This window comes from Paenibacillus sp. NAIST15-1, from assembly GCF_001894745.1.
In the GTDB taxonomy this organism is placed as follows: Bacteria; Bacillota; Bacilli; order Paenibacillales; family Paenibacillaceae; genus Paenibacillus_B; species Paenibacillus_B suaedae.
The window spans coordinates 299,516-315,021 of the sequence record NZ_BBYF01000005.1; the positions used below are offsets into that span (position 1 = coordinate 299,516).

Below are 15,506 nucleotides of genomic sequence, written 5' to 3' on the forward strand. Positions count from 1 at the left end.
TTCATTTATAGGAAAAATCAAACAGTTGGATTCAAACCCGAAAACGAGTATGAATCTCAAAAACAGGCGGAATCATCTTCTTTTTATGATCGAATTATCACGGTACATTTGCTTACCACCTGTTGAATTATAAAAAAAGCCCTGCTTAGAGCAGAGCTTGTGTACATGATTGTGATTTGATGATCAGGTCATCAATCGCCATGTAACGCCGCCAAGATTTCTTAGAATGGAATACGTTCCGAATGAATCTTGTAACCATGCTCTTCAGCCCATGAGACGAGTCCATTCCAGAACTGTTCGCACGCATCAATAATTCGATCCGGTTCAGACAACTGACCAGACATGACCATATTGGCGACCGCGTCATAGCCATCTGGGCGCTCTGGCAGCTCTAATGATTCTGGAAGTACCCTAGCTCCTGTCGAATACAGCTTCCGATTGTGAAGACCGATTAACATGGCGCCGTACTTGGCAAATTGCATAGCTAAGTAAGGAAGATAGCTTTGTGTGCCGGTTCGATTTGCATTCCGGAGCTTTCCAATGAATTCATACATTTCTCCCACGAGCACTTCATGAATTGCATTCGAGAAATCCACACTTGAGGGTAATTGTGCCGCTTCCTTCAGCTTAGAAAAAAATCCATCCGGATCATAGAGGCTTAGTGGTGAGAAGAACGGCCCGTGTGTTAATGGCCAGTCCCCTTCCACTGTGGCGGCATCGTTCAGAACCACACTTGCACTTCGTACATTCACTTCGGCCTTCCAAGGCCCGGATGACCATTCGTAACTGAAGTCTACCTCTTCATCTGCGTTCTTCAGCACACAGAACATCTCAATGTCCGAATAAGGACCGTCCGTGCCTCGGGATACGGAGCCGTACACTCCGATTGCAATAATTTGCTCACCATAAACCTTCTGCAAGCGGTCGGCAAGTTCACAACAGGTTGCCAGTCTTTCTTGTCTTGAAATTTCAACTGGTCCATTCATGGTCATTTGTGTATCTCTCCCTTAGTTTGTGTAATTGGAATGAGTGGATACAGATTCATGAATGGAGGGCCTCGGGCTTAACGGGGGACTTTCTTCGCGTGCATAGGAGCTCCTCCTCCTCTTACTCTTATTGATTTTCATGAAATAAATGATCTTCCTCTATCTTATCAATCCTCTAAGAAAAATATAAGGACTCGACGTGACATAATTACCCTATACCTGATAAAATATTCGCTCTCCTGCTAGGAATGGCAAACAATGATCAACACAAAACTTCGGCATTTTCTCCCGCATCCAATTATGTACGGACTCGTTCCCCATTTGAAACGCGTAATATCCGATAATCGAAATCAGCATCATGCCTTCGATGAGAACAAGCTCGTCCGCATCTATGTTCGCAGTTCCGTAATATCCCTCTAGGAATATATCTCTGTGTGCTGCGGGAGCCATCATCGCCCCCATGGAGATGTCTGTCCAATCGTATCCCGGGCCAAAGAATCCGAAGTCAATAAAGCTTAATTGACCATCAGGAGAGATAATCATATTACCAAAACCTAAATCACCGTGAATAAGTCCCCATCTATCCTCGGTTCCGAATTGCTCAAGTTTATCGTTGATAAGATGAATGCATTTCTCGATGATTGCGACATCTGAAGGCACAAATAAACCGAGTTCCAACCCTTTATGTATTGTTGAAATCAAGCCAACATTATATGCAATCCCTTGCTCTGGTCGATTCTTTACCCGATCGCGCGGATACTGACGGTAAAATTCATGGAGTTTAGCAACTTGAGATCCGAGCAGCTTGACCAATTCTGGCTTCTGAACGTCTTCTTTCTGAAGATCCCTACCTTCCAGCCATGTTAGAACCGAACAGTTCAATCGCTGCCCTTCATGTTCGATGACGGTAATCAATTCCCCATCTCGATTGCGCAGCGGCGATTGCACCAGCAGGCTGCTCTCCTTCGCCAAGGCTTCCAGCATGAGCAGTTCACCTAGCAAACCTTCATAAGTATGTTGCAAGCCTGTCATACTTTCTTTAAACGGCTGATGAACACGTAGGACATAAGTTCTGCCGTCAGCGTCGCTCACTTTATATGTCCGATTCTCATTATGCCTCAGGAAAGTGATTTCTGGCTTATGGAAGCGAAAACAGTGTAGAATGTGATGTAATTGTTCATCTGTCATCTTCAATTTCCTCTCATCGATGAATAAGTAGACATGTCCAAAATACTATATAAGCAGTCTACTTCCTAATGTTGGGATTGTCTACAACACTATGAAAATCCAAAGATGTTTATAGCACGGTTATCATTATTATTGCTCGCTTAAACTAGCTAAATTGCTCCCCTTCTCACCTTTTCATAAAGGAGAATCGGGCAAGCGCCCTCAGCTCCATGTTACGTGTCACATGCTGAAGACGTTTGCCCATATCGACGTGTATGCATGAGGCGGGCTAAGCGATTCACAGATTATCCAGAAACAGCATGCTGCATTGCTCCATACGAGCATACTTTATGCAGCTAGTAAGGCTTCGAAATGGTGGAACATCTGCTTATAATCCCGCTGCTTCTGTTTATAACGCATCTGATTCGACCTAGAGTACATATTTAATACAGGAACGAGATCCTGTTCTCCCTGCACAAGTCTCAATACCTCATTGACTTCTCCATTGACAAATGCAATAGCGAGTGCCCGTATGTGGCTTTGAGCTTCCACATTGTCTGGCAGGGCCGCTTCTTCCATGTATTCATCTTCCTTCACATCAAGCAGCACCTTCCGTGCTCGATGATATGCAGCCTTCACCGCCCCTTCCGTTGTCTTCAGCTTATTTGCAGTGTCAGCAACAGAATACCCGAGTACGCTGCGCATAAGGAGGACGGTTCTTTGCAGAGGAGACAAGTGTGTCATCATATATTGGAAGGCGGCTTCGATGTCAATTGTACTATTCTCCTGTATAGGATTATTGTGTTCTTGAGATTGAAGCTGCTGCTTTACCAGAATTTGATCCAATCGATGTCTTCGGCGTACTTGGTCAATCCAAGCGTTCTTAGCCGTACGCAGCAGCAGCGCTTCAGGGTTGTTGTGTTCTATCTCCTTGTCACGGGCTAGAATCTTGACCCACGTATCCTGTACGAGATCCTCAGAATCCCATTTGGAATGTGTGAGAGAGAGGCAATATCTGTTCAGTACGTCGTTCAACTGCTTCAGATTAGGTTGTTCGACGCTCTGCACTTGATCTAGATTGGTCATCCTTCACAGTCAACTCCTTCATTCGCTCGTTCTCGCTTTCACTTCATCAGCCTTCTTCATGCCTAACATGAATCATTCATGGCGGCAATTATGGTTTATCTTCTTATCAGTAAACGAATGAAGCATGCATTGCGTTACGCAACCTTGTGAAAAAAACTTTTGTCCTCTGAACCGTATCTTCTGCTGCGATCCATTCGTTTTCTGGATATTCCACAGTGGAAAAACAGAGGAGGTATTACCATGTCCAACTATATCCCATATGTTGTTGAGCAAACGAGTCGAGGCGAACGCTCCTACGACATCTATTCCCGATTGCTGAAGGATCGAATTGTTTTTGTCGGTTCTGAAATTAATGATAGTCTGGCCAATAGTGTTGTTGCGCAGCTCATTCTTCTTGCAGCGGAGGATTCAGATAAAGACATTTATATGTACATCAATAGTCCAGGAGGCTCGGTCACTGCAGGATTTGGCATCTATGACACAATGCAATACATTAAGCCGCAGGTTCATACCATCTGTACAGGATTAGCCGCCTCCTATGGCTCGATTCTGCTGTTAGCAGGAGCCAAGGGCAAGCGCTTTGCACTACCCAATAGCGAAATCATGATTCACCAACCCCATGGAGGCGCTCAAGGACAGGCAAGCGACATTGCCATCAGCGCCAAACGCATTCTCAAGATGCGCGAGAGACTTGTGCAATTAATGGCTGGCCATACTTGTCAGCCCGCCGAACGAATTGAGAAAGACATGGATCGCGACTACTTTATGACTGCAGAAGAAGCGCTTGAATATGGGATTATTGACAAGATACTCAAGTAGTACGTGACATGAGCGATCAAGCTGCTATCCAAGTGCATTAGTCAGCTTGATCGCTTATGATCTGCTTTCTTTATTAAATCTAGCCAATCGATATGATTGTAATTCCTCCAATTGCATTTTATCAATAATTTCCTTAGCAGCGAGTCAGCTGATAAGCGAAGCTAATATGATGGCGGAATCATGACGGCAAGATACAGCCCCCTTCATAGAATCGTGATACCCGACAATCGGATACCCATCCCCGGGCAGGCCTCATGCCAACCTCGATGCTTCTCAGATGAAGATCTTCCCCACCTTTTATCGTATGGCGATGCGTCTCATAAGCGCGATGGACAAGTTTCGTTGGAAATGAATTCCCTTGAACTTATTATAGGAATCATGCATGTAAGCAATCAACGGATGGACTACGAGGCGAATCGAATGATGAAACTTGCCCCAGGCTTACAAATTCGTAATGATATTGAAAGCTTGATCGATAGGTAGAGCCAAAGTCTTATTGTATGATCTATGTATCAGAACAAGACAAGAACAATAACTACTAGAGGTGAACATAAATGAAAGAAAATAAAGTAATATCGGCATTTTCGTACTGGAGCGTTCTCTTTGCGCCTATCTTATTCCCTGTATTAGCCTGGATTGTTGGAGATTCGGTAACAAGAAGCCATGCCAAACGTGCGCTATGGACTCACCTTATTCCAAGTATCGCGGTCATTATTGCGGTAATGTTGTTTGGCTTAATTGGGGTTAGTGTACGCGACATTGGCGTCGCATGGGGAATCGGTGCAATTATCGCATTTTGTGTATGCGGAGCGATAAGCGTGTACTACTTTGTATGGAATATTATCAAAGGGATTCAGGTTATCAATTCTTAATTCATTTCGAATCAGATTCTTATGCCCTGCATGACTTGAAATTATATACGCTACACAAAGGTACCTCTTTCGAAATGGGATAGAGGTACTTTTTGTGGCGTATCCTATTTATATTCAAATGATAGCATTTTCCTTAATTCTCTACAGATTTTCCCGACATTCATATTGGAATGAAGGCTCAGTCTGTATGAAATAACCATTTCTAACCCTAGCGACCCAGTTCTGGAACAACTCTTTCCATTCTACAGTTCCGAAGAAATCATTGAGCAGCTTCGTCGAATCCCATTCGATAATAAAATAAGGTTGAACTAAGGGATTCCAGATTCCGATACTGTTTACTCCCTTTTCCTTAATCAACAGCATAGGCAATCCGTATAGATACGCCATAGAAGGTTCAATTTGCAAGAACGGTGCTCCCTCCCAAGACGGCGCTGGTGGTTGTGAGCCAGTATTGGTCTGCGTATACATTGCGAACACCTGCTGCAAATTAAACCGTAGCTGGATAGGATCATACGGCGTACACTCGTTAAGGTTTTCTCCGGGTACTGTTCTGTATCGGGCAGCGTACGAGGATAGAGAAGCGCGTTCTGAATCTCTGTAATTAAGCGACTTAAAAATCTCAACTGTGTATTATTTAGTGTACTAGGATGGCTTAAAAATACAGGAACACGGAATGCCATATCAGCAGTACTTTGCAATATTTCCATCGAGCTGTTGCAGTGGTCATCTTCAAACCCATGATTACACAAAATTACCCCCCCTATCATTACAATTATATGAAATGATAATGAAAGATGACGCGGTCAAGCAGCTAGAAATAGAGGTGAAATACGCCTGTTTTGTATGTGCTGCCCAGGTTCAAGACATAACTTCATTATTCTTTTTTCAAAATTATTAAGCAATAAGCTGTTATTTTCCGATAGATAACATGAAAGCAAATTACTAATAACATACAAAATGGAGGGTTACATAGATGCGTATTGAATCTTATTATCGAATCCCGCCTGCCGCGAAGCGATCCAAGCCACAATCTGAGCCGTTATTTGCGGACACAATGAAGGAAATTCAAAAGCAGGAATCCGATGAAAAAGAGAATAAAAAGGGCAAACTCGTAACGGCCCGTGAAGACGGCTATATTCGGCAATATCTCGTCAGACCAGACGGCAGCAAAGTATTGTTAGGCGAAACAAAACAGACTTTTGGTGAATTCATTAGCAATGCTGAGTCGTCTGTAGCTCAACAGCCGGTTAACAATCTATCCAGCAATTCCAGTCAAAGTACGCAAGATATGATGGCATTATTGAATTTCTATGCGGGAGCAGTAATTACGTCACCAGTGAATCAACAGCAGCTATATGCTTTGAAGGATTAGAATTGTAATATCACGATGGTAATGTATGATTTCACAACTAACGAACAGAGGGATTCTCACTACCTCTGTTCTTCTACTTCCCCATTTGCCATATGGCCTTACAATTATGGTTTCATCACTCATTTCCTCTTTAACCTATATTGCTCTTCATTCCTGTTGTTTTCTCTTCCTCTTATTACAAACAATTGATCTGCTAGGAACAAGCTCCCGGGTTGACGGGAATAATGGCGCCCTATACAATGTAGAGAATTACAACCGTATACTTCTTCGTATAACTTTGGAAATATGGTCCAATCGTCTCTACCGAGCTGCCGTAAACAGTTTGACTACGAGGAAAAGAATGCTTGCTATGTGGGATCGGATTGAGCGCTAACTCTTCTATCTATCATGGACAGGCTGTTCTTGCTCCTTACCGTCAAACTTTAGTTATCAGAACTAAAGTTTTTTTGTATTTATATGGGTGCTTTATCCCCACACTATTCATACAACGAGAAAAGGAATGTGATTTCGAATGAATTGGAGCAAGCAGCATTGGAACAATCGAATTGCCGCAGCGGGCAGAATGAAGTCTGCTGATCTTGTCATCACGAACGGAAAGATCGTTGACGTCTTCAATCTAGAAATTATGGAAGGTGATGTCGCGATTGTAGATGGCATTATCGTAGGAATTGGCGGCAGCTATGAAGGAGATCGCGTCATCGATGCGAGAGGCCGCTATATTGCACCCTCTTTCATCGATACGCACGTTCACATTGAATCTGCTATGGTTACGCCATCCGAATTCGCTCGTGTTGTACTTCCGCATGGAGTTACGACGGTCATTACAGATCCCCACGAGATTGCAAATGTTGCGGGAGCGGATGGCATTCAATATATGCTCGATGCCTCTGAAAATCTGCCGCTGGACGTCTTTGTCATGCTCCCATCGTGTGTCCCTTGTACGCCATTCGAGCATGCCGGAGCGAAGCTGGATGCTGCCAGTCTGGAACCCTTCTACACTCACCCACGCGTCCTAGGATTAGCGGAAGTGATGGATTACCCTTCTGTACGCCGTGGTGATGCGGATATGGTGGACAAGTTGTTATCATCGCATCGGCACGGCAAGCTGATTGACGGCCATGGTGCTGGATTAGATGAAGAAGCTATCAATGTGTACCGAGCTGTAGGCATTCGCAATGACCATGAATGTGTGACAGCTGAGGAAGCAAAGGCAAGACTGCGCAGAGGTATGTATGTCATGCTGCGCGAGGGATCGGTTGCGAAGGATGTTGAGGCGCTCATCCCGGCTGTTACAGCGAGCAATGCCCGCCGTTGTGTGTTCTGTACCGACGATAAGCACTTGGATGAGCTGCTCCATGAGGGCAGCGTTGATCATAATGCACGCCTTGCTATTCGATACGGTCTTGACCCGCTGCAAGCGATTCAGATGGCTTCTCTGAATGCAGCTGAATGCTTCGGCTTGCATGCGAAGGGTGCGATTGCCCCAGGGTACGAGGCAGATCTGTTATTGTTGGATGACTTGCAGGAACTGACGATTGCTCAGGTGTACAAAGGCGGAAGCTTAGTCGGCGAGAATGGCCAGTATACAGGGCCGAAGATCCAAGCAGCTGATATCCCTGCCCCTTTATTGAAGACCGTACATCTGTCTGAAATTACGGAGCATGATCTGCAAATTGAACTGGGTGAATCAGAACGACACTGCCACATTATCGGCATTAATCCGAATAGTCTAATCACGACACATCTTATCGAGGAAGTAGACGTAGCGAATGGGTACTTCTGCCCTTCTACCAAGAAGGATCAATTAAAGATCGCCGTGTTCGAGCGACATCACCATACTGGCTGTGTTGGACTAGGCATTGTGAAGGGATTTGGCATACAATCCGGAGCGATTGCCTCTACCGTAGCACATGATTCGCACAACTTGGTTGTAGCCGGCAGTAACGATAAGGATATGCTGACAGCCGTTCAGGCGCTGCGTGACTTAGAGGGCGGCTTGGTTGTGGTAAGCCAGGGCGAAGTCCTCGCTTCGATCGAGCTTCCATTGGCAGGATTGATGGCGAAGGGCGAATACACGGAGGTACTTGATCGGATGGAGCGTCTCAATGATGCATTGGCACACATTGGCGCTTCTAAGGAGTTCAATCCTTTTGTCACCTTGTCATTCCTCTGCTTGCCGGTTATTCCGGAACTGAAGTTGACTGATATGGGCTTGTTCGATTTTGCTAGCTTTACGCATATTCCAGTGTCCGCTCATTCATAAATCAATCTGATATCACCATCCCATTCCCACACGTTTTCGACCTGCAAATAAAAGAATGGATGCTGCTCAATCACATAAGGAGGAGCAATATGTTGCGAAGAAAGTTAATCGCTGAAATCGCGGATCGAATCGTAGATTTGAGATTAGACCATCCGATTCGTGTGGGGATTAGTGGAATCACTGCATCTGGGAAGACAACACTTGCAAATGAGCTAGCTGAGGAACTTCATTGTAGGCAAAGTCGCGTGATTAGAGCTAGTATTGATCACTTTCATCATCCAAGGCAAATTCGCTACAGACAAGGCAAGGATTCTGCAACCGGATATTACGAGGATGCTCATGATTATGAGTCATTCAAACAAAAGCTTCTCGTTCCCCTCGGCCCCAATGGTAGCCTGTATTACCAGACAATCTCATTGGATCTAGCTCAGGATGTATATGTGAATCCAGAATTGCAATTAGCAGCCAAGGATTTGATTGTAATCATCGATGGAACCTTCTTACTGAAAAAGGAGCTGCGGACGCTCTTCGATTTCAAGGTGTTTGTAGATACGGATTATGCAATTGCTAGAAATAGAGGGGCACTGCGGGAGGCACTTGCTTTCGGAAGTTATGAGAAGGCGGAAGCTGTGTTTGTGAATCGATATCATGCAGCATCCCAGCTGTATATTGAGGAACACCTCCACAACTGTGCGCAGATGTCATTGTGAACAATAATGATACGAGCAATCCATACATTGTTGCATGAACCGATGAGGGCGGCCTTCCTGCTGCAGGATTAAGCCACCCTTGACGTTTTATGTATGAAGCTCGTAATAGATATCTTCTGCCTGCTGGAAATCAACATTATTTTTATCTAAATTGGCATATTTATGAGCGATCACGAACCCACATTGCTCAACGATGCGGTCGAATTCATTGGGTTGATACAGTCTCAAATGAAAGTCCTCGCATTCGGTACGAACATGCCTATTATCGATGTACAACTCGTAGGAAATCATCGAGTACAAAATTTGTTGATCCGTATCGTAAGCATGCTTGCTTCGCAGGGCTACTTCTACGGAGTCCTTCCCTACCCTCCTGCCTTCCTCGAACGCTGCCAACTCGAATTGCTCTTGATTTACGCTTGATTGCCCAATTCCCCGATAAGGAAGGTCGGATGCAATGCTTAATACGATGCGACCTGTTGGAGTGAGGCAATTCTTCATAACGTGGAGAGCATTGATAACCTCGTCCCGCTCCGTAAGTAAGGAAAATGATCCGGCTGCAATAAAGATAAGATCATACTTCGCAATCGACGTCTCAAAGTTGTTGAAATCACATAAATCAATACGTGTACTGAAGCCTAATGTTGAGAGCTTCTCTATACATCTATGTAACATATTCGCAGACACATCGAATCCATCGATCTGATAGCCTTGTTCAAGAAATGGGAGTAGAAACCGGCCTGATCCACACATTGGCTCTAATATTCTCATTGTCTTATCGGCATAAGACATCCAAAAGTCCATTTGCTCATTCGGCGCTTCCGGCTTATCCAAATCATAAAATAAGGAACATAATTCTCCATAATATTTCTTCTCCATACTCTATTCCCCCTGTACAGCAGATTTTAGGACTGGGACATAAATATCCATGACGACATTGCGCTGTCCGTGGCAGCGTTCATCATAAAATTCAAAATCGAGCTTGGATTCATCGTATACATACTCATTGTTCGGGAACCATTCCTCGAAAATGTAGGTCCAGGTTGCTTGAACGGCCGCAGCTAGCGGATCTGCATCATAAGCTGCATCGCTTTCGAAATAATCGACTGGCGGTGTTGTGAAGACGGCATAATGTGCCTCAGGAACTTCGACAGTTATCATGTCGGGAGTAACCTTGCTATAATCTTTAACGATAACGCCAAATAAATAGACAATATTCCCTTCATCTGATGCGGGGATACAGATTCCTACCTCGCCGTGCTCCGGCGGAGTTAATTGCTCATACATCTTACTTTCCAAATTGCCTCCGATATACGTATCCCAATAGGCTGCGATGTCTTTCGTATACCCGTTCGCCAGATTCGTGTGAATGCCATAGCCAGCTACTTTGAATTCGGATTTCGTTACAAAAATAGGGTGCATTCTGTCTCCCTCCAAATGAATGTATAGATTGCTTGAGTGCCATGCTTTGAACTTAGTAAGATAGACGGTCGGACTGTAGCCAAATTCTTTGCGGAAGGATTTAGAAAAACCGCTTGCTGTTTCGAACCCGTAATCTAGGGCAATATCGATAATTTTACGGTTCGGGAGCAGCTCTCTCCTTGCCTGAATCAATCTTTTCTTACGCACAAAATCCATCAGAGGCATACCTTGGTGGACGCTGAATACTCTGCAAAAATGATATACCGAGTATCCGATATGCTCTGCGATTTCAATGGCGGTAAGCTCTCTGGTTAGATTTGTTTCGATATACTCGATACTGCGCTGAATATCGTCCTTGTAATCCAATGCAAAATCTGTCCTTTCCTCTAGCAGTGGTTCGTTGTTACCTTTATTGTATCTGTTCTGTGGGATAGATGCTGTTCCAATCTTGCTAAAGGCTTGTATGTTTGCAAAAGTCCTCAAGCTTGCGTATCAATGACACGACAAAACTTGGGGACATATGAACATCGATTTAAGTCTGACGACCCTGATGAGGTTCCTAAAACAATACAGGCAAGCTCGCAAGGGAACGCATTGAGTCCTTGTTATAGGTCAGTTCCTCGGGAGCAACGGCCAGGCGCAGATTAGGCAGTCGTCGCAGCAGTGTGCGGAAAGCAACCTGACCTTCCAATCGGGCCAATGGAGCGCCTAAGCAGTGATGAATTCCCTTGCCAAAGGTTAAGTGCTCATTCTCTTCGCGCGTAATGTTCAAAGTACCGGGATTCGCAAACTTATGCGGATCAAAGTTGGCTCCGTTCAGCGTGATCACAATCATTTCGCCTTTGCGGATCGTCTGGCCGTGAAGCACTATATCTTCGCCCGCAATGCGGTTGCCAAGCAAGACTGGACCGGCATAACGCAATAATTCCTCCACTGCAGAAGGCACCAAAGAGGAATCGTTCTGGAGCAGACGCATCTGATCAGGGTGCTGAAGCAGAGCCAGCGTGCCATTCGCAATCAGATTGAATGTCGTTTCATGTCCGGCGGAGATAAGCAGCCATATGGTCGATAGGAGCTCATTCTCGCTTAATTGATCGCCTTCGTCATAGGTCTGAACGAGACTGCTGATTACATCGTTCCCAGGATTTTTGCGTTTCTCGACTAGAAGTAATTGAATATATTGAATAAATTCATTCAGTGTGGCAACAACCGCCTCACTTTCCTTCGGATCCAGTGAGGCTTGCCCAAGTGTACGCGTCCATTCTCGGAATTGGCTTCGCTCAGCGACGGGAATGCCAAGCATTTCCGAAATGACGGTGATAGGAAGCGGATAGGCAAGATCCGATACAAGATCCATCTTTCCCTGCTCCTGCACAGCATCCAGCAATTCATCGGCAATCTGCTGAATACGGGGATGTAGCTCCTCAATCATGTTGGGGGTGAAGGCTCTGGATACCAGCCTGCGCAGCCTGGTATGATCGGGCGGATCAACAGTGAGCATATTCGGCATGTTGATTACCCATTCCATCAAGGCATTCACGGATACGTTCTCCTCTATGGGTTGTTCCCTTGGTGTCAGCTTGCGGATGTCTTTGATGAAGCGCGGGTCTTTCAATATTGCAACAACATCATCGTGGCGAAATGCGAGCCATGCTTCCCCCATGCCAAAAAAATTATCAAGGCGGTACAGCGGTTCCTGCTGCTCATAAAATTTCGCATAAAATGAGACGACATCGTGCATTGGTTCCGTAGAGATAAAGTCGTCACTCGTTAATCTCTTCATATTTTCGCTCCTTTTCACATTCGCCGTTTCCATAATCATTGGGTCATGCATTCGTGTCAGTCGTGTCCGATGCAATTCCATGACGGATCATGCAGCAGAAGCTTTTCATCTCATCAAGCAAGACATTAAGGCATTCTTCTTCAATGTTATCAATATCCTTGAGCTCCTCAATAAACTTCCTTTGGAAATGCTCTAGCGTAATCTTGATTAGCTCAAAAGCTTGCTTGCGCTGAACGCCTTCTCGCAGCTGAACTTTTTCAAATAATCGTTCCCACTCTTGATACCTTATGGCAATTTCGTGCCCATACTTCAGCTCAATATCTTCTTTCAGTTCATCAGGCGTTAAATAGAAAGCTTCGTACACCAATTTGTACTCATTGGCATGTTTGCGAAAGTAATTGAGTTTTAAGCGGCTGATCGTATCTATAGCCTCAAAAAAATCCTTGTTATCGAATATGCAATCCGCTTGAATTTCGCTGAATAGCTTTTCAAAGCAATGATCCAGTAAGCTGAAATACAGCTTTTTCTTGCTAGTAAAGTGATGAAATATTAAAGCCTTCGATGTGCCGGCTGCTTCAGCCAGCATCCCGGTCGAAGTGTTTTTATAACCATTGCTCGCGAATACGGATATGCAGGCCTGCAACACTTTTTCTCTTTCGTAGAGCCTTACAGGCAAAGCTACTCCTCCTTCACTTTTTACTAACCTTTCGGTCAGTATCGATCATATGATGAATCAATCCAAATATGACGTCCATCATCTTGAATTATTGTGAAATTAATCTCAAGTCAAAAAGAGTTCAAGCCAACTCCTTTGAGGAGACTGACTTGAACATCAAAAGATAAAATATGAATATAAAACACCCGATTACTTCGTTTATCATTTCACCAGCAATAGAATTACATGATTCTATTTCGATATAAAAGCTTAACCTGATGGATCATTTTTTAGTTCTAGATGCAGCAATGGAAAAGGTCGGCCTGTTCCGTCGAGAGCTGAACGCCCTTTCTTACGAAGCCATATGTCTACTAATCGTTCATGGTATTTCGCATCATACACGACAATTGGGTACCTCATCATTGACTCTCCCATGTATGACTCGCTACCTGGCCTGCTCATCTGCATACCGGACAGAACGACCATTTATTCAAAAAATACACTTGGATATTGCACAACCCCGGATGCGTGATCCAGAGCGTGCTCTTGCAGCTCCAATGCCATAAATACCTCGTCAGCCACTTCAAATGGCGGTTGTATCCCCCATATAAAGGCCTTCTTGAAGCCAAACTTCGGATAATACTGAGGATGACCCAATACGATTACAGAACTGTATTCCAACTGTACAGCTAGTTGCAGTGCTTCACGGATCAGCTTCTTTCCAATTCCGAGAGCTTGGTATTCCGGTAACACGGATACGGGAGCCAAGGCAAGTGAATCTACGGTGTGCTGATCTCCACGAATTGTTATTCGAGATAACAGGATGTGACCGACGATATGATCACTGAGAACAGCGACTAAGGATAACTCCGGAATGAATGCGTCGGATTGCCGGATACGAGATATTAATTCATGTTCCTTTTGATCACTGAATTCCAATGAGTCGAATGCCTGTTTCACAACGGATTCAGTCACTTGGTAGTCTGCTTGTGTTTCTTTTCGAATGATGATGTTCATGTTTCCTCCTTCTTGATATATCAAAATGTTTTCTTATTCATGAAATCAAACGTATCGTTGCCGCATGAGTGGCAGCCTCGGTGCTTGAGCTGCTCTATCGTTGCGATATCACATTGGCAGCCAACCGTGATCTTGTTCCCGCACTGTTTACATTTGTACGTTCGCATCGTCTGCCTCACTTCACCTGTGTATAATGCATCCTCAAATGTCCCTGAGCAATCCGGTATGGTACGCTCAGTCGTTTTGAGAATGATCATCTGGCTCCGATTCGCGATAATCTCTGCTCCTTCGTATTCATTAAATCGCGGCATTGTTGCACTGGTCGTCACCCCCATTCTTAGGAACTCACGCTGCATCGTAAACATGTAATCAGGTGACTTATGTGCGAAGGATAAGAAAATCGGCAAGCCTTTTCTCTTCCGCAGTGCGCTAATACCTCGAGATACGAAGAGGCTCATCCCCTGCAGCGTATACGGGGGATCTGTGAAGAAACAATCGAACTTCCCTTGCAAGTTTGCCGGCAGTGGTTCTCTTAAATCGTGATAGATGCATTGAATCGGCAATCGTTTGTGCTGTGCCACATCATGAATGTAATGTAAAAATCGCTCATCCATGTCAACGACATGCACTGCTGTTTTGGAATGTCTCCCATTAGGGAATAGAGCTTGAAGCAGCAGTCCAATTGATACACTAACCAAATCGTCGTCGCCCACACACATAATCTGTTTCCCAATTAAGAATTGCTGCTTCAAACAAAGCACTGCTCTGCGTAAGCTAGTCTCCGGTGTACATTTGGATTGATCGATTCGAGTATCGGCCTGTGGACGATACTTCATGATTTCCCGCAAATCGGCTAATACATGGTGCAGATCGGAATGAATCCCATTTTCGAAAGCCATCAGCTCTTGATATAGGCTTCTATGGATTCCGAGATATCCCCATTGTTCCTCAACCCATGCTTTTCCTTTCACGGTACAGCGTGCTCCTTTATCCTGAACAATGGCCCCGACCTTGATAAGTTCCCGTTTGACAGCAGCAGCAGTTGGTATCGGAATAAGAGCTTTCCGGGCCAATTCTTTGGTAGAGATTCCAGGGTTCAAATAACATTCCAACAAGAGCTGCTCGATAACAGTGATCCCTTCTTCCAAGCGTACGCCTTCATTTGCGATGTCGATAAAATTGCGCATTGTGTCATTCCTCCTCTGTGGCGGAATGACGCTCATTCATGGCACACAAAAAAGGCGCAGAATGAACAAACGTCATTCTACGCCCTACTTGATTGATACCTAAATAAGCCCCCAAATAAAGCAAAAATCCGTGCTTCAAGAAGCACGGATGCGGGTTCAATAAATAGGCA

At 44.7% G+C, this 15,506-nt stretch carries 15 protein-coding genes, 1 pseudogene and 1 riboswitch; of the genes and pseudogenes, 5 read left to right on the forward strand and 11 right to left on the reverse strand.

Annotated elements, in window-relative coordinates:
• Positions 1 to 221 precede the first annotated feature (221 nt).
• The 3 genes from PBN151_RS14390 to PBN151_RS14400 form a co-directional block, all read right to left on the reverse strand.
• Positions 222 to 992 carry an ANT(4')-I family aminoglycoside nucleotidyltransferase gene (locus PBN151_RS14390; RefSeq protein WP_072729516.1) on the reverse strand — a complete coding sequence of 257 codons (771 nt, stop codon included), beginning with the start codon at positions 990 to 992 and terminating at the stop codon, positions 222 to 224.
• Positions 993 to 1,199: 207 nt separating this feature from the next.
• Positions 1,200 to 2,174: a phosphotransferase enzyme family protein gene (locus tag PBN151_RS14395; RefSeq protein ID WP_072729517.1), complete on the reverse strand. Its 975-nt coding sequence runs from the start codon at positions 2,172 to 2,174 to the stop codon at positions 1,200 to 1,202.
• A gap of 327 nt (positions 2,175 to 2,501) precedes the next feature.
• Positions 2,502 to 3,239 (reverse strand): RNA polymerase sigma factor, encoded by a 738-nt coding sequence (locus PBN151_RS14400; protein ID WP_072729518.1) that lies wholly within the window; start codon positions 3,237 to 3,239, stop codon positions 2,502 to 2,504.
• A gap of 240 nt (positions 3,240 to 3,479) precedes the next feature.
• Between PBN151_RS14400 and clpP the strand changes: the two genes are divergently transcribed.
• Together clpP and PBN151_RS14415 are read left to right on the forward strand one after the other, a co-directional pair.
• On the forward strand, positions 3,480 to 4,058 hold the full coding sequence (clpP, locus tag PBN151_RS14405; RefSeq protein ID WP_072729519.1) for an ATP-dependent Clp endopeptidase proteolytic subunit ClpP: 579 nt from the start codon (positions 3,480 to 3,482) through the stop codon (positions 4,056 to 4,058).
• A 554-nt stretch (positions 4,059 to 4,612) separates the two neighbouring features.
• Positions 4,613 to 4,930 (forward strand): magnetosome magnetite crystal formation protein family, encoded by a 318-nt coding sequence (locus PBN151_RS14415; protein WP_072729521.1) that lies wholly within the window; start codon positions 4,613 to 4,615, stop codon positions 4,928 to 4,930.
• A 141-nt stretch (positions 4,931 to 5,071) separates the two neighbouring features.
• Here PBN151_RS14415 and PBN151_RS31940 read toward each other — a convergent pair whose 3' ends face one another.
• The gene (locus tag PBN151_RS31940; RefSeq protein ID WP_227774677.1) at positions 5,072 to 5,398 is read right to left on the reverse strand and encodes a hypothetical protein; all 327 of its coding nucleotides are present in this window, start codon (positions 5,396 to 5,398) and stop codon (positions 5,072 to 5,074) included.
• A 505-nt stretch (positions 5,399 to 5,903) separates the two neighbouring features.
• Here PBN151_RS31940 and PBN151_RS14425 point away from each other — a divergent pair.
• The 3 genes and pseudogenes from PBN151_RS14425 (at position 5,904) to PBN151_RS14435 (ending at position 9,313) form a co-directional block, all read left to right on the forward strand.
• Complete coding sequence (locus PBN151_RS14425; RefSeq protein WP_072729522.1) at positions 5,904 to 6,302, forward strand: hypothetical protein; 399 nt, start codon at positions 5,904 to 5,906, stop codon at positions 6,300 to 6,302.
• A 247-nt stretch (positions 6,303 to 6,549) separates the two neighbouring features.
• Positions 6,550 to 6,651, forward strand: a riboswitch (purine riboswitch).
• Positions 6,652 to 6,813: 162 nt separating this feature from the next.
• On the forward strand, positions 6,814 to 8,565 hold the full coding sequence (ade, locus tag PBN151_RS14430; protein ID WP_072729523.1) for an adenine deaminase: 1,752 nt from the start codon (positions 6,814 to 6,816) through the stop codon (positions 8,563 to 8,565).
• A gap of 89 nt (positions 8,566 to 8,654) precedes the next feature.
• Positions 8,655 to 9,313: pseudogene (locus tag PBN151_RS14435) on the forward strand (hypothetical protein).
• Between the two features lie 49 nt (positions 9,314 to 9,362).
• Here the strand turns inward: PBN151_RS14435 and PBN151_RS14440 are convergent.
• From PBN151_RS14440 to PBN151_RS14465, 7 genes are all read right to left on the reverse strand, one after another.
• A complete protein-coding gene (locus tag PBN151_RS14440) occupies positions 9,363 to 10,151 on the reverse strand; it encodes a class I SAM-dependent methyltransferase (RefSeq protein ID WP_072729524.1) in 789 nt (262 codons plus the stop codon).
• A gap of 3 nt (positions 10,152 to 10,154) precedes the next feature.
• Complete coding sequence (locus PBN151_RS14445; protein WP_072729525.1) at positions 10,155 to 11,060, reverse strand: AraC family transcriptional regulator; 906 nt, start codon at positions 11,058 to 11,060, stop codon at positions 10,155 to 10,157.
• A gap of 193 nt (positions 11,061 to 11,253) precedes the next feature.
• Positions 11,254 to 12,477, reverse strand: a complete 1,224-nt coding sequence (locus PBN151_RS14450) for a cytochrome P450 family protein (protein ID WP_072729526.1) — start codon at positions 12,475 to 12,477, stop codon at positions 11,254 to 11,256.
• A 43-nt stretch (positions 12,478 to 12,520) separates the two neighbouring features.
• Complete coding sequence (locus PBN151_RS14455; RefSeq protein ID WP_072729527.1) at positions 12,521 to 13,153, reverse strand: TetR/AcrR family transcriptional regulator; 633 nt, start codon at positions 13,151 to 13,153, stop codon at positions 12,521 to 12,523.
• Positions 13,154 to 13,402: 249 nt separating this feature from the next.
• Entirely contained in the window at positions 13,403 to 13,567 is a 165-nt protein-coding gene (locus PBN151_RS31310) for a hypothetical protein (RefSeq protein ID WP_175560715.1), read from the reverse strand.
• Positions 13,568 to 13,618: 51 nt separating this feature from the next.
• Positions 13,619 to 14,149: a GNAT family N-acetyltransferase gene (locus PBN151_RS14460; RefSeq protein WP_072729528.1), complete on the reverse strand. Its 531-nt coding sequence runs from the start codon at positions 14,147 to 14,149 to the stop codon at positions 13,619 to 13,621.
• A gap of 20 nt (positions 14,150 to 14,169) precedes the next feature.
• Positions 14,170 to 15,336, reverse strand: a complete 1,167-nt coding sequence (locus PBN151_RS14465; protein WP_072729529.1) for a bis-aminopropyl spermidine synthase family protein — start codon at positions 15,334 to 15,336, stop codon at positions 14,170 to 14,172.
• Positions 15,337 to 15,506 lie beyond the last annotated feature (170 nt).